Source organism: Pedobacter sp. AC379 (genome assembly GCF_979258145.1).
Genome location: NZ_OZ409839.1, coordinates 5,894,340 through 5,912,615 on the forward strand (window position 1 = coordinate 5,894,340; position 18,276 = coordinate 5,912,615).

At 36.4% G+C, this 18,276-nt stretch carries 20 protein-coding genes and 1 tRNA gene; 14 read left to right on the plus strand and 7 right to left on the minus strand.

What is annotated here, in order from left to right; translation table 11 throughout:
* Positions 1 to 275: 275 nt before the first annotated feature.
* From ACZZZW_RS25355 to ACZZZW_RS25365, 3 genes are all read right to left on the minus strand, one after another.
* A tRNA-Ser gene (locus ACZZZW_RS25355) sits at positions 276 to 363 on the minus strand.
* A 130-nt stretch (positions 364 to 493) separates the two neighbouring features.
* The gene (pyk, locus tag ACZZZW_RS25360; RefSeq protein ID WP_055913195.1) at positions 494 to 1,924 is read right to left on the minus strand and encodes a pyruvate kinase; all 1,431 of its coding nucleotides are present in this window, start codon (positions 1,922 to 1,924) and stop codon (positions 494 to 496) included.
* Positions 1,925 to 2,073: 149 nt separating this feature from the next.
* Positions 2,074 to 2,493, minus strand: coding sequence for an IPExxxVDY family protein (locus ACZZZW_RS25365; RefSeq protein ID WP_055913198.1), 420 nt, complete (start codon positions 2,491 to 2,493; stop codon positions 2,074 to 2,076).
* A 158-nt stretch (positions 2,494 to 2,651) separates the two neighbouring features.
* Between ACZZZW_RS25365 and ACZZZW_RS25370 the strand changes: the two genes are divergently transcribed.
* The 3 genes from ACZZZW_RS25370 to rnc all read left to right on the plus strand — a co-directional run bounded on the left by ACZZZW_RS25370 (position 2,652) and on the right by rnc (position 4,986).
* The gene (locus ACZZZW_RS25370) at positions 2,652 to 2,888 is read left to right on the plus strand and encodes an acyl carrier protein (protein WP_008508386.1); all 237 of its coding nucleotides are present in this window, start codon (positions 2,652 to 2,654) and stop codon (positions 2,886 to 2,888) included.
* Positions 2,889 to 2,909: 21 nt separating this feature from the next.
* Positions 2,910 to 4,163: a beta-ketoacyl-ACP synthase II gene (gene fabF / locus ACZZZW_RS25375; RefSeq protein ID WP_055913201.1), complete on the plus strand. Its 1,254-nt coding sequence runs from the start codon at positions 2,910 to 2,912 to the stop codon at positions 4,161 to 4,163.
* A gap of 94 nt (positions 4,164 to 4,257) precedes the next feature.
* Complete coding sequence (rnc, locus tag ACZZZW_RS25380) at positions 4,258 to 4,986, plus strand: ribonuclease III (RefSeq protein ID WP_055913205.1); 729 nt, start codon at positions 4,258 to 4,260, stop codon at positions 4,984 to 4,986.
* Positions 4,987 to 5,178: 192 nt separating this feature from the next.
* On the opposite strand, the gene ACZZZW_RS25385 is transcribed toward rnc, so the two are convergent.
* From ACZZZW_RS25385 to ACZZZW_RS25395, 3 genes are read right to left on the minus strand one after another with little or no spacing between them, the layout of a single operon-like run.
* On the minus strand, positions 5,179 to 5,889 hold the full coding sequence (locus tag ACZZZW_RS25385) for a hypothetical protein (RefSeq protein WP_463497623.1): 711 nt from the start codon (positions 5,887 to 5,889) through the stop codon (positions 5,179 to 5,181).
* Positions 5,890 to 5,896: 7 nt separating this feature from the next.
* On the minus strand, positions 5,897 to 6,613 hold the full coding sequence (locus ACZZZW_RS25390; RefSeq protein WP_463497626.1) for a peptidase associated/transthyretin-like domain-containing protein: 717 nt from the start codon (positions 6,611 to 6,613) through the stop codon (positions 5,897 to 5,899).
* A gap of 6 nt (positions 6,614 to 6,619) precedes the next feature.
* The gene (locus ACZZZW_RS25395) at positions 6,620 to 7,333 is read right to left on the minus strand and encodes a hypothetical protein (RefSeq protein ID WP_463497629.1); all 714 of its coding nucleotides are present in this window, start codon (positions 7,331 to 7,333) and stop codon (positions 6,620 to 6,622) included.
* Between the two features lie 374 nt (positions 7,334 to 7,707).
* Between ACZZZW_RS25395 and ACZZZW_RS25400 the strand changes: the two genes are divergently transcribed.
* From ACZZZW_RS25400 to ACZZZW_RS25430, 7 genes are all read left to right on the plus strand, one after another.
* Positions 7,708 to 9,240, plus strand: coding sequence for a hypothetical protein (locus ACZZZW_RS25400; RefSeq protein WP_463497631.1), 1,533 nt, complete (start codon positions 7,708 to 7,710; stop codon positions 9,238 to 9,240).
* Positions 9,241 to 9,574: 334 nt separating this feature from the next.
* On the plus strand, positions 9,575 to 10,438 hold the full coding sequence (locus ACZZZW_RS25405; protein WP_055913223.1) for a YicC/YloC family endoribonuclease: 864 nt from the start codon (positions 9,575 to 9,577) through the stop codon (positions 10,436 to 10,438).
* A 68-nt stretch (positions 10,439 to 10,506) separates the two neighbouring features.
* A complete protein-coding gene (gmk, locus tag ACZZZW_RS25410; protein ID WP_055913226.1) occupies positions 10,507 to 11,076 on the plus strand; it encodes a guanylate kinase in 570 nt (189 codons plus the stop codon).
* A 70-nt stretch (positions 11,077 to 11,146) separates the two neighbouring features.
* A complete protein-coding gene (locus ACZZZW_RS25415) occupies positions 11,147 to 11,515 on the plus strand; it encodes a four helix bundle protein (protein ID WP_463497635.1) in 369 nt (122 codons plus the stop codon).
* 33 nt (positions 11,516 to 11,548) lie between these two features.
* The gene (gene nadD / locus ACZZZW_RS25420) at positions 11,549 to 12,142 is read left to right on the plus strand and encodes a nicotinate (nicotinamide) nucleotide adenylyltransferase (RefSeq protein ID WP_463497638.1); all 594 of its coding nucleotides are present in this window, start codon (positions 11,549 to 11,551) and stop codon (positions 12,140 to 12,142) included.
* 95 nt (positions 12,143 to 12,237) lie between these two features.
* Complete coding sequence (locus tag ACZZZW_RS25425; protein ID WP_463497641.1) at positions 12,238 to 13,971, plus strand: glycoside hydrolase family 3 protein; 1,734 nt, start codon at positions 12,238 to 12,240, stop codon at positions 13,969 to 13,971.
* A 197-nt stretch (positions 13,972 to 14,168) separates the two neighbouring features.
* Entirely contained in the window at positions 14,169 to 14,378 is a 210-nt protein-coding gene (locus ACZZZW_RS25430) for a hypothetical protein (RefSeq protein ID WP_463497644.1), read from the plus strand.
* Between the two features lie 61 nt (positions 14,379 to 14,439).
* On the opposite strand, the gene ACZZZW_RS25435 is transcribed toward ACZZZW_RS25430, so the two are convergent.
* Positions 14,440 to 14,973 carry a thioredoxin family protein gene (locus ACZZZW_RS25435; RefSeq protein WP_463497647.1) on the minus strand — a complete coding sequence of 178 codons (534 nt, stop codon included), beginning with the start codon at positions 14,971 to 14,973 and terminating at the stop codon, positions 14,440 to 14,442.
* 143 nt (positions 14,974 to 15,116) lie between these two features.
* On the opposite strand from ACZZZW_RS25435, the gene ACZZZW_RS25440 reads away from it, so the two are divergent.
* The 4 genes from ACZZZW_RS25440 to ACZZZW_RS25455 all read left to right on the plus strand — a co-directional run bounded on the left by ACZZZW_RS25440 (position 15,117) and on the right by ACZZZW_RS25455 (position 18,201).
* Positions 15,117 to 15,770, plus strand: coding sequence for a TatD family hydrolase (locus tag ACZZZW_RS25440; protein WP_463497650.1), 654 nt, complete (start codon positions 15,117 to 15,119; stop codon positions 15,768 to 15,770).
* Positions 15,771 to 15,901: 131 nt separating this feature from the next.
* Positions 15,902 to 16,591, plus strand: a complete 690-nt coding sequence (locus ACZZZW_RS25445; protein ID WP_235526180.1) for a PDDEXK nuclease domain-containing protein — start codon at positions 15,902 to 15,904, stop codon at positions 16,589 to 16,591.
* 133 nt (positions 16,592 to 16,724) lie between these two features.
* Positions 16,725 to 17,519, plus strand: a complete 795-nt coding sequence (locus tag ACZZZW_RS25450) for a tRNA threonylcarbamoyladenosine dehydratase (RefSeq protein ID WP_463497653.1) — start codon at positions 16,725 to 16,727, stop codon at positions 17,517 to 17,519.
* Between the two features lie 166 nt (positions 17,520 to 17,685).
* The gene (locus ACZZZW_RS25455; RefSeq protein ID WP_082458874.1) at positions 17,686 to 18,201 is read left to right on the plus strand and encodes a DUF559 domain-containing protein; all 516 of its coding nucleotides are present in this window, start codon (positions 17,686 to 17,688) and stop codon (positions 18,199 to 18,201) included.
* The last annotated feature ends 75 nt before the right edge of the window (positions 18,202 to 18,276 follow it).

An 18,276-nucleotide genomic window follows, 5' to 3' on the forward strand; every position in this document is an offset into this window, starting at 1 on the left:
TTAGTTAATCTTGCGATAAAAATAATACTGTTTTAGGAAATGACAGGTATTAATCGTGATACAAATTAGGCATAAGGTGCAGAGAGGCGTACTAGGAACCAGACAAATTAATTCGGGCTTTTCTCACAATTAACTTAAAACCAATGCAATTTTTATTTACCGTAAAGAATACGATGTGATGTTGCAGGTATGGAAAACTATTTACCATTTCAGATCACAAAAAAGCCCGATAAGCATTTAACTTACCAGGCTTTTGATAGGATTTTTAACCATTTTGGCGGAGAGGGCGGGATTCGAACCCGCGGTACCTTGCAGTACACACGCTTTCCAAGCGTGCTCGATCGACCACTCTGACACCTCTCCGAATGGATTGCAAAAATATATTTTTTGTTGTTAATCAACGTTAAAAAGATCAATAAAAAGTGCAAAATAGCAAGCAAAAAAAATGCTTCCCAATTTTAGAAAGCATTTATATTTCGACGGTTGTTTTTAATTAGTCAACAACTGTAATTTTTAACATATTGGTTTTACCTTTTGCTTCCATCGGGATAGCAGCTGTATTGATGATAATATCGCCTTGTTTAACAAGTTTTTTGCTCTTCAAAAATTCATTCACCTCAATGATGGTGTTATCGGTACTTTCCCACTTATCGTAGAAGAAACCCCTTACGCCCCAAAGTAAGCTTACTGCATTTAATAAAGCCCTGTTGCTGGTAAAAATAAAGGTTAAAGCTTCTGGGCGATGACTTGAAATTTCGAAAGCAGTGTAACCGCTTAAAGTCATCGAAACAATACCTACAGCATTGGTTTGTTTAGCTAAGAAACAAGCTGAATCACAAATTGCATCACTTAAGAAAGATGGCGATTTTGGTTTTAAAAACTTATCAGGATTGAACGGATAGTTGTTCTGCTCAATGTTCTGAATAATTTTTTGCATGGTTTCGATTACGATCAATGGAAATTCTCCAACCGAAGTTTCTCCACTTAACATCACAGCATCAGCACCATCCAAAACAGAGTTAGCCACATCATTCACCTCAGCACGTGTTGGGCGAGGTGTAGTAATCATACTTTCCAACATTTGTGTTGCTACAATCACTGGCTTAGAAGCTGCTCTACATTTCGCAACAATCATTTTCTGTAACAATGGAACTTCTTCCATCGGACATTCAACACCTAAATCGCCACGGGCAACCATAATACCATCTGTAACTGCAATAATCTCATCGATATTTGCAATGGCTTCCGGTTTTTCAATTTTAGCAATTACACGGGCAGTTTTACCACGTTCGGCAATTATTTTTTTAAGTTCGATGATATCTTCTGCCTTACGTACGAAAGATAAGCCGATCCATTCTACATCATTTTCCAGAACAAATTCTAAATTTTCACGGTCTTCAGGCGTTAATGAAGGGATTGAAACTTTAGTATTTGGAAGGTTTACACCTTTTCTTGAAGTTAAAATACCACCATGAACAATCTCGCAAACCACCTCATCTTTTAAATTTGTAGAAATTACTTTCATTTGCAGTTTTCCATCATCCAAAAGGATAATTTCGCCTGCCTGAACATCCTGAGGGAAGTTTTGATAAGTAATGTAAATGCGTTCTTCATTACCAATGCATTCGCTGGTGGTAATTACAGTGGTTTTGCCATTAATCAGGTTAATACCACCTTCTTTTACTAAACCAATACGAATTTTTGGTCCTTGTAAATCGGCAAGGATACCTACATTATAATCGTATTTTTTGTTTAAATCGCGGATGGTATCCAAAACCGCCTGGTGATCTGCTTGTGATCCGTGCGAAAAGTTTAGGCGGCAAACATCTAAACCTGCATTAAACATACTATATAATACATCTGGTTTTGCTGACGCAGGCCCAAGCGTGGCAACAATTTTAGTTCTCGAATGAAAAGGTTTCATTTAATTAATTGATTTTAGCAATGCAGTTTAAGAAAGCATAATTATTATCTAAAATAATCAAACTGCATTAAATTTTATATATTTTGTTCTTTTGTTCTTTGTTTGTAACCGTCAAATATAGTGTATTTAATACACCAAGTATATAATTTTTATATTACCAAATTCTCCTTACTCTTTAACTTAGTCGGATCAATCTTCGCAGCCACCTGTATATCAGGCAGTTTATTCAATCCGTTGATCAGATAATCCAAATCTTCCTTATCAATAAATTCTTTAATTATGATAAAAAAATCTACTTTGTTCATCTCCGGAATTAAGAAACCATCGCTGCTTTTATTGCAAATTAAGTAGTATTCTACCTCTCCCTGCTCTACAAAAAAGTAATATTTAGAGAATGACCAGGCAGGTTCATCGATATTAAAAAATATTTCGTGGTCGTCTATTTTCTCAAATTGTGTATTTAATCGGGTATTAATTTTGTGGCAAAGCACATAGTCTTTTAAGGGTGCTGTGATCGCAATCAGTATAAAATCAAGGTCTAAGGTAAGTTTTAGGTAAGTTCTATTCAAAGCGAAATAAATTATTTACAGAACGAAATTAAAAAACTAATTCTATATTCGCTGTGTTATTGAGATACCAAAATTACGTATCGAAATAAAAACATTTGAAAATTGTAAGAATTTATTTTTCTTTGCACAGAATTATTTAACCATTAAATTATAAAATTATGTCTGATATTGCTTCAAGAGTTAAGGCTATTATCGTAGAAAAACTAGGTGTTGACGAAAGCGAAGTTACGCCAGAGGCTTCATTCACCAACGATTTAGGTGCAGATTCTTTAGATACCGTAGAGTTGATTATGGAATTTGAAAAAGAATTCAATGTAGCTATTCCTGATGATCAGGCTGAAACCATCGGTACAGTTGGTCAAGCGATTGCTTATTTGGAAAAAAACGTTAAATAGAATTACGCTTTTTCAGTATAAATGGAATTAAAAAGAGTAGTAGTAACAGGGTTGGGTGCGCTCACTCCTATAGGCAATAATGTTCCCGATTTTTGGGAAGGATTGACTAACGGGGTGAGTGGCGCTGCTCCTATTAAGGGTTTTGACACTGAAAAGTTTAAAACCAAATTCGCTTGTGAGGTAAAAAACTTTAATCCTGAAGATTTTTTGGAGAAAAAGGAAGCCCGCAAGCTTGATCCGTTTGTACAATATGCTCTTGTAGCAACAGATGAGGCTGTGAAGGATGGTGGTTTTGATTTTGAAAAATTAGATACTAACCGGATCGGAGTTATCTGGGGCGCAGGCATAGGTGGATTGAAAACTTTCCTTGATGAAATTTCGAATTTCGCCAAAGGAGATGGTACGCCAAGATACAATCCATTTTTTATTCCTAAAATGATTATTGATATCGCTCCTGGGCATATCTCAATCAAATATGGCTTACGTGGGCCAAATTTTGCAACTGTTTCGGCATGTGCTTCCTCTACTAACGCAATGATTGATGCATTTAACTATATCCGTTTGGGTATGGCCGATGTAATCATCAGCGGTGGTTCAGAAGCCATTATCAATGAAGCAGGTATGGGTGGTTTTAACGCCATGCATGCATTATCAACACGAAACGAAGATCCGGCAACAGCATCACGTCCTTTTGATAAAGACCGTGATGGATTTGTAGCTGGTGAAGGTGCAGGAACCATTATTTTAGAAGAACTTGAACATGCAAAGGCAAGAGGTGCAAAAATTTATGCAGAGCTTGTTGGCGGTGGAATGAGTGCTGATGCTAATCACATTACTGCACCACATCCTGAAGGTTTGGGCGCTAGAATGGTAATGACAAATGCTCTAAAAGATGCTGGTTTAACAACTGCTGATATAGATTATATCAATGTGCATGGCACTTCTACACCACTTGGTGATATTAGTGAAACCAAAGCCATTGGTACATTATTTGGTGAAGATGCTTACCGTTTAAACATCAGTTCTACCAAATCGATGACTGGCCACCTTTTAGGTGCAGCCGGGGCTATTGAAGCTATTGCAGCAATTCTTTCTGTTAAAAATGATATTGTTCCTCCAACAATCAATCACTTTACAGATGATCCTGCATTTGACCCTAAATTGAACTTTACTTTTAATAAAGCGCAAAAACGTACTGTTAGAGCTGCTTTGAGTAATACGTTCGGTTTTGGTGGCCATAATGCTTCTGTTATTTTTAAGAAATTCGAAGATTAATTAAAACAGCCCTGCTATATAATTTTGTATGCTAATTAAAAATAGATAACTTAGTTAAATATGCTAATTAGCCGTTAATTGTGTTATTTATTTAATGCCGATATTAAAATTATATAAACTTTATCTTTCTCCTCAAAAGGAGTTTGTTAAAAAGCTGAAAAACATTTTAGGTTTTGTTCCAGGCAATGTTACGCTTTATCAAATGGCGTTCAGGCATCGCTCTGTAGCAAAGGTTTTAAAAAATGGCAGCAGAAGTAGCAACGAACGCTTAGAATTTTTAGGCGACGCTGTTTTAGGTTCAGTAATTGCAGAATTGCTTTTCAAACATTATCCCTACAAAGAAGAAGGTTTCTTAACCGAAATGCGCTCTAAAATTGTAAATAGGGCTAATTTAAACCAGTTGGCTAAAAAAATTGGTTTTGATAAGCTTATCCAGTTCGACCAGCGTTCGGTAAGTATACAAACCAAACACAATTCGATGTTGGGCGATGCTTTTGAAGCCATTGTAGGTGCCATTTATATGGATAAAGGCTACAACTTTACCAAAGAGTTTTTGCTCCGCAGAATTGTAAAACCACATATCGACATTCATACCCTGGAGCTTACAGAAACCAATTTTAAGAGTAAACTTATTGAGTGGTGCCAACGCCATGGTAAAGATGTGATGTTCGAACTGGCTGAAAATGGCGAAGGCGAAAGTGCCAAACTATTTACCATAAGTGCCGTAGTTGAAGGTGAAAAAGTGGGCACCGGAAGAGATTACAACAAGAAAAATGCAGAAAAATTAGCGGCAGAAAAAGCCTGCGAAGCGTTGAGTATTTAAATTTATTGTTTAGCAATCATTTGTGCATAGCATAAATTATAAAATGGCTAATCAAAAATATTAAAAATCTGCCCGCAGCTCCCTTCTTTACACCCTGTGATAAGATTTTACAGCTTTAAATAAAAGCTTCAGATTTCATGCTGTACCAAATACGCTCTACTCCTAACTCACAACTCCCTACTCCCAACTAAATTACTTCCCCTTCCCAAGCGTATCCGTAAATTTTTTCGACGATTCTTTAATGTATTTAATGTAATCGTAGCTGTTCCAGTATTGGGCTTTATCAAACTCCGGGCGACAGTTTAGCATGTATTTTTCCAGGGTATCACCTCTTAATTCGGTATTGCTTTTAATGATGCTCTGGTTGAAATATACATCAATCTGCGACTGTTTAATTTCGTTATCAGCGTACCGGCCAAACCTTCGGGCATTTTTTGGGTCAGTACCAAACAAATTATACAATGCATTCAGCGGACTAAATATTGCTGATAAAACTGTTGTTTTGCCTCCGTTGTACACGCCCTTATTTTTAAACTCCCTTTTGATTTCGTTAAGATCCTGTTGTTTGGTATTGCCCCTAATGGTTACATCATCCAATGTTGTGCTTCCACGAACCAAATAAATTACTAAATCTTTCTCACTGTTTACCACAACACGCTGGTCGATCAAATCCCTTTTAATAACGAGAAGCGTATCACCAATTTTTGCTTTAAGTTGAAACATACCAATATCATTACTACCCACACCGATTCCGGTACGCAGATTTGTAATTTCTGATAGGGCAATTCTGATATTTGAGCCTTTTTCGATTACAACGCCTTTCACAATAAAATCCTGGGCCTGTGTAACGAAGCAGATTGAGGTTAGAACGAATAGTATGATGGCAAATTTGAAGTTTTTCATTATGTAATTAATTATTGTGTTTCAAAGTATCGGTATATTTCTTAGCCGATTCTTTGATGTATTTAACAGCATCATAGTTATTCCAGTTAAGGGTTGTGCTGCGTGTTGGGTAATAATCGAGCAAAAATTTATCAAGCTCTTTTCCTGTTAAAGTTGTATTTTTTGCGACTAAGGTTTTATTAAAAAACTTATCCACCTCAATCAAACTCAATTCCTTTTTATAATAACGGTTAAAGTTACGTGCCCTCGCCGGTGTTTTACCAAAAAGCTCATAAAAAAATGTTAATGGGCTACCACCAAAAGGACTCAGCAAAAGTAACGGTGGTTTTCCTTCAAAAAACGAACCATTCCTTTTAAAATCTCTTTTTATACCTTCCATCTCTTGCTTTTTAGTTTGTCCTTTAACTGTTACCTCCTCTAGCATAGTACTCCCCCTGATTAAATATATCAATAAGTCATCATCGGTATTAACCACAACATTTTGGTCTTTTAAATTTCGCTTTTGAATCAGCAAGGTATCCCCTTTCCGGGCATTTAACTGAAATATTCCAATATCGTTAGTGGTTGTACCCATTTTACTGCGGATATTGGTAATAGCTGCAAAAGCTATCCGCACATTAGATCCTTTTTCTATCACCACACCTTTAAGTACAAAATTCTGTGCTTTTGCATTTAAGCTTATAACTAAGGTGATGAATAAAAGAATATTCTTAACATGCTTCATTGTGCGTTATAATGGCTTGGTTAAAGTATCTAGGTACTGCTTTGCTGATTTTTTAATATAGCCTACAGCGTCGTAGTTAGTCCAGTTTTTAATCTGTTTATATTTCGGCCTGTAATCCAACATAAACTTATCCATCTGCTTACCCGTAAATGTTGTATTATTTTTAACAATCCTGACGTTAAAAAACCGGTCTATTTCCAATTCCTTCGTTTCATTTTCATAATAACGGTCAAAACGTTTTGCATTTTTCCGCTCTGCGCTAAAAAGCTCCATTACAGCAGCCAAAGGATAGCGCATATAATATAGCGGATTTCGTTTTTTACCATAAAAATAAGTTTTCTTCTGGTGTGCTAACCTAACAGCTGACAAATTTTGTTGTTTGTTTTCTGCTCTAATTGTTACATCCTCCAATAACATATCAGCACGAACGAGGTTAATAACCAGATCCTGATCATTGGACACCACCACAATGATGTTGTTAAAATGCCTTTTTGTGATTACTAAGGTATCGCCAATTTTAGCTTTAATTGCGAAGAGGCCCATATCGTTACTACCTACTGCCTGCTTGTTGCTAATATTGGTAATAACGGCCAACGCAATGCGGAGCTGGGTTCCTTTTTCTATAATGACGCCTTTGGTTGAGGTATTTTGAGCGAGCGTTTTTTTAGGAAAAAAGAACAATAGTAATGAAAGTGATATTGTAGTTAAAAATGCTTTCATACCTGTGAGATATTTTTGTAAAATTAGCATTTGTTAACCTTGTAAACTGTTAAAGAAACGTTAATAACAATAAGAAAACAACCGGTAGATTTTATTTAGCACATGCTAGGATGATGCCTCTCCTTTGGGCAATTGAAATCCAATCCTCAATTTACTCCGGCTCTATTAAAACAGCATAGATCTTATAAAGGATGATCATTTTATTTAAGACAAGTTAATTTAAAACTAATTTAATGATCCCATTGAGTTCTATTATGAATTGTGTAGAAAACCTGAAATAATGGTATATATAGCATTTATAAAGAGGTTAAGTAAAAGGAATTGGCAAAAATGAAGTATTATTACTACATTTGAGTATGCCTAATTCTTAAAATATGAAGAACAAATCATTCACTACTAGCCACGCACTGGCTACAGGATTTACTTTATCCAAAAAAAAGGCGTTAATGGCCATAACTGTACTTCTCTCCATTTTTGCTTCCTGTAAAAAAGACAATTTGGAAACTTTAACGCCGGAAGGAACTTTAAAAATTCCGCAAAAACAGGCTGTTGTAAATACGAATACCAATCCAAGTTTAAATAAACCGATCACAATTGGCTATTATCCGAGTTGGAGCGAAGGGTGGCTCAATGAGGATGGGATAAGTCCGTTTACTTCATTGCCATCAAGTGTAACCCATGTTTTTTTTGCATTTGCAAAACCAAATCTTACTTATATTAAAGGTTCATATAATATTACTACTGTTAACACTGGATTGGAATGTTATTCAACTCCAGATCCTAAAGATGGTGGTTTAATGCTAAAACGTGCAGTTGGCATTTTAAAACAGAAGGGCATCAGCGTAATCCTTTCAATAGGTGGCGAAAGTTATTGGAATACTTCAGAAAACTTCGATAACATCAATTATCAGCACATTAAAGACCTTATTGACGATATTGGTTTTGCGGGAATTGATTGGGATTTTGAACCAAATGCCAGCTTCAGCGAATCGGGCAATGCATTAAATGTTGGCAGATTAACTAAATACATTTCGGAATCAAGAAAACTGATGCCAAAATCGGAAGGTTATCTTATTACTACCGCTCCTGCAGGTGCTGGTGCTTTGGGTGGATTAAATAATGATGATCCTCAATCACCCTTCGCCTATGGCAAACGAAATGCGGTAACAAACGAGACAGATAATTTTCTGTACAGCTTTACTGATCCAACCAAAAGCATTAGTTTATTTGGATTCTCATCTACGGGCGCAATGATACCTGTAATGAAAGCTGTTGGTGATCAACTGGATATTATTGCTTATCAGGCTTACAATACAGGGGCAGCACCCAACCGAAACCTGATGTATGATTCTTATGCCTATTATGCCAACCAATACGGCTTTAAACTTGCACATGGCACGCACGTTCCAGGTGAGCCTTGGGGACCATATTTTGAACATACACCAGAATTTGTTGCCAATTTGGCTAAATATATTCACGATGGAGGCTCACAGAATAGGGCTGGCAAAAATGATGGGATAATGATCTGGAACTTATCTTTACTATCGAATAAAAACACGAACTATACCGGGGTTACTTATTTAAACATGGCAGGCAAAATTTTAAACGGGCAAACCAAAGAGGCTACTCTTGCCAATGCTTTTGATTATAAAAACCAACCAACAACACCTATAAATCCGCCGGTTACACCACCTGTAATTCCACCAACTACAACGCCTACCAATCCACCAGGCGGCACAGGAGGCTGTGGCATAGCTGCGTATGATGCAACTAAATCTTACCCAACCGCTGGTACAAAAGTTTATTATAAAGGAAAAATTTACAAAAACAAGTGGTATGTAAACCCTAATCAAGTACCTGAAACAGAAGAATGGGGCCCTTGGGAATTTGTTGCAAATTGTAGCTAGGGCAATAGCTATTCTTTAACAACGCCAGTTAGACAGACTAGGCTCAACAGTAGATTGAAGATATTTAATCTCGATGACAAAAAGATTATTTAAAATTAAAAAACAAGTGTTTACGAGTGCCAGTTAGGTTTCAGAGACTGAAAAATAAGTTTAATAGGAATTTGTGAAAGTGAAAATAAATTCAATATTATTCAATAACCTGGGATGAAAAAATCATTCCAGGTTATTTTTTTGATTAAAATTTACTTTTGTGTATCAATATCCTTAGAAAACAGTAAACCATCATCCAAAAACTCTTCACTAATTTTTCTTACCTTTGCGCATGATAAAATCCATGACAGGATACGGCTTAGCAACAGCCGATTATGCAAATGCAAAGTATAGTGTCGAAATCAAATCGCTCAACAGCAAATTTCTTGAGCTGAATTTAAAATATCCTAAAGCTTTTTCTGATAAAGAACTGATCCTGCGCAACATCTGTAGTAAAGATATTGAACGCGGAAAGGTAAGTTTAAGCATCAATGTAGAACGTACCAATGGTGAAGTCACAGGTGCTACCATCAATACCGCACTATTAAGCCATTATTATAAGCAACTTATTGCAGTTAATAATGAATTGGGTGCTGAGAGTAGCAATTTACTGCAAACTGCCTTAACTTTTCCCGACGTGATCAGCTACAAGGAAGAAAGTGTAAGTGAGGATGAATGGAACCACCTTTACCAGATTTTTACGGAGGCTTTGGCTAATTTTAATAAATTTAGGGAGGATGAAGGTGCTGTTTTAAAGGCCGATTTAACATTAAGGATCAAAAACATTCTTTCTTATTTCAAATCTGTAGAAGAATTGGAACCTAAAAGGATTTCTGCAATCCGCGATAAATTTACCCAATTTTTAGATGATGCCGTAGGTAAGGTGAATATAGACCAAAACCGTTTTGAGCAGGAACTGATCTATTATATTGATAAAATTGACATTACTGAAGAAAAAACACGGTTAAAAAGCCATTGTGATTATTTCTTACAAACTTTGGCAAGCAAAGAAGCAAACGGAAAAAAAATGGGCTTTATTTCTCAGGAAATCGGAAGAGAAATTAATACCATGGGTGCCAAGGCTAACGATGCCCAGATGCAACAGTTTGTTGTTGGAATGAAAGAAGAATTAGAAAAAATAAAGGAACAATTATTGAACGTATTATAAGCGGAAAGACTAAAAACTAAAGCAAAAAGCTGCTTTGGTCTTTTAGCTTTTTGCTTTCAGCTTACAAAATGAAACAAGGCAAATTAATCATATTTTCGGCACCATCAGGAGCAGGTAAAACAACTATAGTACATCATTTATTAACGAAATTTCCTGAGCTGAGCTTTTCTATTTCTGCAACAACACGCGAACTAAGAGGTGCCGAAACACATGAAAACGATTACTATTTTATCAGTAAGGAAGAATTTTTACACAAAGTTGCCCGTCAGGAATTTGTGGAGTTTGAGGAAGTTTATAACGGAACTTTTTATGGCACCTTACGCTCAGAAATCGAGCGCATCTGGAACGATGGCAAACACGTAATTTTCGATATTGATGTGGAAGGTGGTATCCGTTTAAAAAGAAAATATGAAGATGATGCTCTGGCAATTTTTGTTCAGCCACCATCGTTGGATGTATTAAAAGAACGTTTAAGCGGAAGAGGAACAGATAGTGCAGAGAAATTGCAGGAACGTTTTATTAAAGCTGAAAAAGAATTACTCTACGCAGATAAGTTTGATGTAATTTTAAAAAATTACGATCTGGCTACTGCCTGTGCAGAAGCGGAGCAATTGGTGGGAGATTTCTTAAAAAGTTAGCAGTTGAAAGCTTTCAATTTTCAGTTTATGTAGTATAAAATACTTTTCCAATAAAATACGAGATTAGTTTATGGGCGATTTTCCTGATTTATTGGTTTATAAAAAGTCATTTGAGTTGGCAATGAATATTTTCGAACTCAGTAAATCCTTTCCAAAGGGTGAGATGTACGCGCTAACTGATCAAATCAGAAGATCTTCACGGTCTACAAATATTTGTTCTATTGAAGCTTATAGAAAACGAAGATATAGAGCTCATTTCATCAGTAAGCTTTCGGATAGCGACATGGAGAATAGCGAGACCAAAGGTTGGTTAAAGTTTGCTTTAGCGTGTAAATATATTGATCAAGAGCGATATGAAGATTTAACATCACAAAGCGACGAGGTTGGAAAATTGTTAAATCATATGATAAATAATCCAGAAAAATACGGTGTTACTTAACTGTTTCATTTTTTAAATATATCGAACTGAAAAATGTCAACTGAAAACTATAAACCAAAGACTGGTCTTTTCTTCGGTTCATATAACCCCATCCATACCGGGCATTTAGTGATTGCAAATTATATGGCTAACCATACCGGGCTTGATGAAGTGTGGCTGGTGGTTTCGCCCCATAACCCATTAAAGGATAAAAGCGGCTTAACCAATATGTACGATCGTTTGGAAATGGCCAAACTTGCCACTGAAAATGCCGAACATATCAGGGTGAGTGATATTGAGTTTGCATTGCCCCAGCCATCGTATACCATCGATACTTTAACCTACCTCCACGAAAAATACCCTGAAAAGGAATTTGTGCTGATTATGGGAGCCGATAACCTGGTATCATTCAAAAAATGGAAAAATTACGAGGTATTGCTAAAAAACTATCAAATTTTTGTTTATCCGCGGCCTGGCGCAAATACCAGAGAATGGGAGCAGCATCCCTCCATTACTTTTACGCAAACCCCGCTGATGGAAATCTCTTCAACCTTTATTCGCAAAGCCATTAAAGAAAAGAAAAATGTACAGTTTTTTCTGCCAGATAAGGTTATCGATTTCATTGACGGGAAGGGAATGTACAAATAGCACTGCATTAAAAATTTATGTTTAAGCCATCGGGGTTTACAACATATTGTATTAAATCAATTACTTGGATTGGTTTTTGTTTAATTCGGCTTTAGATGATTAATTTAGCAGCTGATACAACAAAACTCGTGAGAAAAAATTTTTTTATACTGATTGCCCTTTGCGGTACTGCATTTTCTGCAAGCGCACAACAAAAAACCTACTTAGAGCTATTGGCCAACCAACCAAAATGGGTGGATTCTGTTTTTAATAAACTTAACCGTAGAGAACGTATTGCGCAAATGTTTTTTGTGCGGGCACATACTAACCTGGGTAAGAAATACACCGATTCGGTTGGTCAGGTGATCAAAAAAGAACAATTAGGTGGCGTTATCTTTTTTCAGGGAGGTCCGGGGCGGCAGGTTTTGGCAACCAATGCCTATCAAAAATTAAGTCGTGTTCCTTTAATTGTAGCAAATGACGGTGAATGGGGCCTTGGCATGCGTTTAGATAGCACTATTTCTTATCCTTATCAAATGACGTTGGGCGCAATTCAAAACAAAGAGTTGCTGTACAAAATGGGGCTTGAAGTAGCCAAAGATTATAAACGCATGGGGATGCAGATGAATTTGGCGCCTGATGCAGATATTAATAATAACCCAAAAAATCCGGTAATCAACTACCGGTCTTTTGGAGAGAACAAATACAATGTGGCTACAAAAGTGGCTGCCTATATGAAAGGTATGCAGGATGGCGGTTTATTAACCACCCTGAAGCACTTCCCCGGTCATGGTGATACCGATGTGGATTCTCATTACGATTTGCCACAGCTTACTTTTTCTGCTACCCGATTGGATACATTAGAAATGTATCCATTTAAAGAACTTATTAAACAAGGTGCATCAGGTGTGATGATTGCACATATGAATATCCCGTCGCTGGATAAAACCCCAAATTTGCCATCTACCCTTTCAAAACCTATTGTTACTGGCATTTTAAAGCAAAAATTAGGCTTTAAAGGCTTAATTATTTCAGATGCAATGGACATGAAGGGTGTGGTGAAATATTTTAAAGATGGTGAGGCTGATTTAATGGGTATAATTGCTGGTAATGATATTATAGAATTATCAGAAAACAGCGACAGAGCGATTAAGCTGGTGCGTAAAGCGGTTAGACAAGACCGTGTTAGTATGGCTGAAATAGACCAAAGTGTGCGCAAAATACTGACTGCAAAATACTGGGCAGGTTTAGCCAAAAGGGATACTATTGTTACCCAGGGTGTTGTGGCCGCCGTAAACCGCAATGCCAGCAATGCTTTGGTGCAGGAACTTGCCAATGCATCGGTTACCTTGCTGAAGGGTAAAGATTATATTAAACGGCTTATTCCGATCAGAAGAACAGCCATTATCAGTATCGGTGTACCTTCTGTAACCACTTTCCAGAAAGAAATTTCGAAAGGTTATTATAACTCGGTATATTATGTTTTGGATAAAGAGGCAAGTGCTACGCAGATATCGAACATTGCCCGAGAAATCGGTGCTTTTGATCAGGTAATTGTAGGAATCCACGACAGCAGGTCAAGACCAGCCAATAACATGCCGCTAAATGCAGGGGTAAAAAACTTTATTAAAGAATTATCAGCTAAAAATGCAGTTTTTGCGCTATTTGCCAACCCTTACAATCTTGCTGGCTTAGCTGGTTTAGAAAATAGCAAAGGTTTGGTTGTTGCTTATCAAAAAGAAGATTATATGCAGATTTCAGCTGCTGCTGTAATCAATAACAGATTGGTACCAACAGGAAAATTACCTGTGGGTGTGGCTCCGTTTTATAAATTTGGAGATGGTATGTAGATTAATCCCTAAGATACCAGGTACGCAAAGAATTAATGCCGGATGATTGAATGATCCGGCATTTTTATTATATATTTTATCCACTGAAATAGAGCCTAAGGGGGATTAATCAATCTATCCCTTTAGTATTTCAATTTTTACCTTTCTTTAAAACAATTTCATCCTCAAAACGATTATCTATACTAAAACTTAATGTTATGATAGATCCAGAAGACGACAATTATTCGAACGATCCGAATGATGCACTACGCAGAGAGGATGAGGTAGACAATATTAACGAAATTAGTGGCGATGATATCAACATAGAACATGATAAAGATTTGCTGGAACAAGCCGATGAGGCATCAAGAGCTTCTTATGAATTAAATCTTGATGATAAATTGGAAGATGATGAGCTAAACGATTAAAAAGAAAGCCGTTCTGATTTGCATCCGAACGGCTTTTATCATTTGATATTTACAATAAAGCTTATTTGGCTTTTGCTTTGTAAGTTTCTGGGTTAACTGCAGTTGTTGTCCATCCTTTTAAAAATGAAGTAATTTTCTTTACGTCATGCCCTACTTCCTTTTTACCATTTGCAGCTACTTCTTCAGTTTCTAAGTATGAAGAATTTTCGATATGCAATACTTTGCCTTTACCATCTAAAATTAAAAATACAGGGAAACCAAAACGTTGAGGATAACCTAAACTGGCTAAAACAGCCTCGTTTTTATTCTCAGAGCTATAATTTACCAAAACGGTTTCGAAATTATCATTAATATAATTTTTCAGGGTTGCTGTGCTGTCAACCAGGTTATGAAATGCAATACACCAGCTGCACCAGTTGCCACCAACCTGCAACAAAACATGCTTATTTTCTTTGGCTGCTTTTGAAACCGCCGCCGCAATTTCTGCTTTAGCATCTGCCTGTGGGTTATAAATATGAACGCCTTCTTTTTTCGCCTGACTAAAAGCTGCAGTCGAAATCAACACGGCTGTTAATAATATGATTAATCTTTTCATGTTTTTTTGAAATAATAAACAAAAGTAATAAAGTCTAGTGCTTTAATAGATTATTCGCGAATTCTTTACAGAAGGTTAACAGTTTTCAGTTGCCATATTTACGTTGGTTCTCCATCTGCCATTTTTCATATCTTTGTTTTGCAATGGACTTTTTAGATATACATACCCATAAAGCCGCTACTGAGCCGGGGGTAACCAGCATTCAAAGTTTATCGTTAACGAGCGATATCTTTTTAGCCATGCCTAAAACAAAGCCAATTTCAGTAGGTTTACATCCATGGTTTGCCAAGGTTGATCACTTGTCACTTCAAATGAAATATTTAACTGTGGTAGCCAATCAATTAAATGTTAAACAGATTGGAGAGTGCGGTTTAGACCGGTTGAGGGGTGAAAAGTTGGAGAATCAGATCATAATATTGGAAAAACAGATCGAATTGGCAGAAAAACTTAATAAGCCCTTAATTTTGCATTGCGTTAAATGTTTTTCAGAGTTGATTGCACTTAAAGATCGGTTAAGTGTAAAAGTACCCATGATTATTCACGGTTTTAATAAAAACGAAGCACTCGGGAGACAATTATTGTCGAAAGGATTTTTACTTTCTTTCGGTACAGCCGCATTAAAAGAGAATTCTGGTGCTTCTAAACTCATTCAAAGTACCGATAGCTTTTTTTTGGAAACAGATGATGCTGATGTTTCAATTAAAGACATTTACAGTGCCGCTGCGATTTTAAAAAAATGTACAGTTGATGAACTTAAAGCTCGTATTTTTACCGACTGGAAAAGGTTAAGTGTATAAAATTTAATAAGCCCCTTACTAAACTAACATTTTTAGTAATTTAGCATTAAATCTTATGGCCTTAAAATAGTAAATATATTTCCTTATAACACAATTACAGAGATCAATACCACTCCTCGAACTAAATATTAATGCAATTAAAAAAAGAGCTAATACAACAAATACAATCCATCATTACATCTTCAAAAGAACGGGCAATACGTTCTGTTGATACGGAGAGAATGCTGATGTATTGGCAAATTGGTAAGGTTATTTTTGAGGAAGAACAGAATGGCAGAAATAGGGCTAATTATGGCGAATATCTTATAAAATCGATCTCTGATGAATTTCAACCACAATTTGGAACAGGATTTTCTATTCGCCAATTAGAACGGAACAGGCAATTTTACCGCACTTTTCCAATTGCGTCTGCACTGCGGACGCAATTCAGCTGGACGCATTATAAAATCTTGATCAGCATTGATAATCAAGACAAAAAAGATTTTTACATCGCAGAAACTGAAAAAAATAATTGGTCGGCAAGACAATTGGAAAGACAGGTAAATAGTCAACTGTTTGAAAGGTTGCTCTTAAGTAACGATATTGAATCTGTTTTGGCTATAGCTAGAGCAGAAAAACAGCCATCTGAACCAACTCAGATTATCAAAGACCCAATGGTATTAGAATTTTTGGGTCTAAAAAGAGAAACAGCATATTATGAAAAGGATTTAGAATCCGCCATTATTACCCACCTGCAAGATTTTTTGTTAGAAATAGGAAATGGTTTCTCTTTTGTGGCAAGACAAAAACGAATACACATTGAAGGAGAGATGATGCAGTAGTAAAAATATCTCTGCCTGAAAATAATAAAACAATTATTGCAAGTAAATATCAACTTTATCTACCTACTGAACAGCAATTAATGGATGAGATGAAGAAAGAAATTGAAAAATTAGGGAATTTATAAAATTTAACATGTCTGATACTACCTGGCTTTCACGCTCTGCCCTACTTGTGGGAAACGACGGAATTGATAAACTTCAATCTAAACACGTTCTAGTGATCGGTTTAGGTGGCGTAGGTTCTTTTGCGGCCGAATTTATCTGCCGCTCAGGAATCGGAGAAATGACGATAGTTGATGGCGATGTTGTTGATCCAACCAACCGCAACAGGCAACTGCCAGCTTTGGCAACCAATCATGGCGTGAGCAAAGCAGCAATTATGGAAGAACGTTTATTGGCTATAAATCCTGAATTAAAACTCCACGTAGTAAATACTTTTCTAACGCCCGAGAAATGCAGGGAAATTTTAGAATCTAAATTCGATTACATTATGGATTGCATTGATAGTGTAATGCCAAAAATCACCTTACTCAGCACCGCTTTAGAAAAAAATATACCAATTGTGAGCTCAATGGGCGCAGGTGGTAAAATGGATCCGACTAGATTAAGAATTACACTGTTGCCTGATACTTATCAATGCGTGTTTGCCAGTTATGTACGCAAAAGATTAAATAAACTTGCCAATGCCAGCAAAATCAAAACTGTGTTCTCAACAGAAGAGATGGACAAAAATTCAATGATTATGACCGATGGAAGCAATTTTAAACGTTCGGCCTATGGTACAGTTTCTTATTTACCAGCAGCATTCGGCGGCGCTTGTGCATCTGTGGTAATACGCGATTTGCTTGGCCTTCCGATTGAAATGGCCGAACGCCCGGCAAGAATCAGTCATAAAACACTAAATAAACGGAAAAGTAAGAAAGCCTGATCCCGATAAATTGTTGATATTATGACTTCGGGAAAAATTTAAATTGTTGTAAGTTAGGGTAAAATAATAATTCACGAACTACAGCAATAAACGCTAGCGAATTGTATTGACCACCCCGCTCTGCGAGCACCCCTCCAAAGGAGGGGAATGAACCAAAGCCAAAAAAATGCGAAGAAAAACTAACACTCCTGCCAATTTAGGCATCCAGCATTCCCCTCTACCAGAGGGGTGTCCGAAGGACGGGGTGTTAAAAAGCACTTTGCAAAAAGATATAGCAATCAATGGAACAATATTAAAGCTAACACCAATAGCCGATTTACCTTACCAACCCCGATTAAAAGAAAGAGCAAAATTACTACGGCAGGCTGGTAATTTATCAGAAGTTCTTTTTTGGATGCAGGTAACAAAAAAACGTTTTCACAAAATAGATTTTGATAGGCAACGTATTATAGGCAATTATATAGTCGATTTTTACGTTAAAAAACTTGGTTTAGTAATAGAAATTGATGGTTCTAGCCATGATGAAAAACAGGATTATGATAAAAAAAGAGAAGATTATCTAATCTCGTTGGGGCTAAAGGTATATCGGATTACTGTTGAGGATGTGATGAACAATATGGAATTTGTAATTGTTGGATTGGAAGAGTATATCACTAAAGCATATAGAATTAATCATCCTTAATTATATATAAACGTCATAATAATAATTAAAACACCCGCTCTGCGAGCATACCTCCAAAGGAGGAAATTAGGAAAT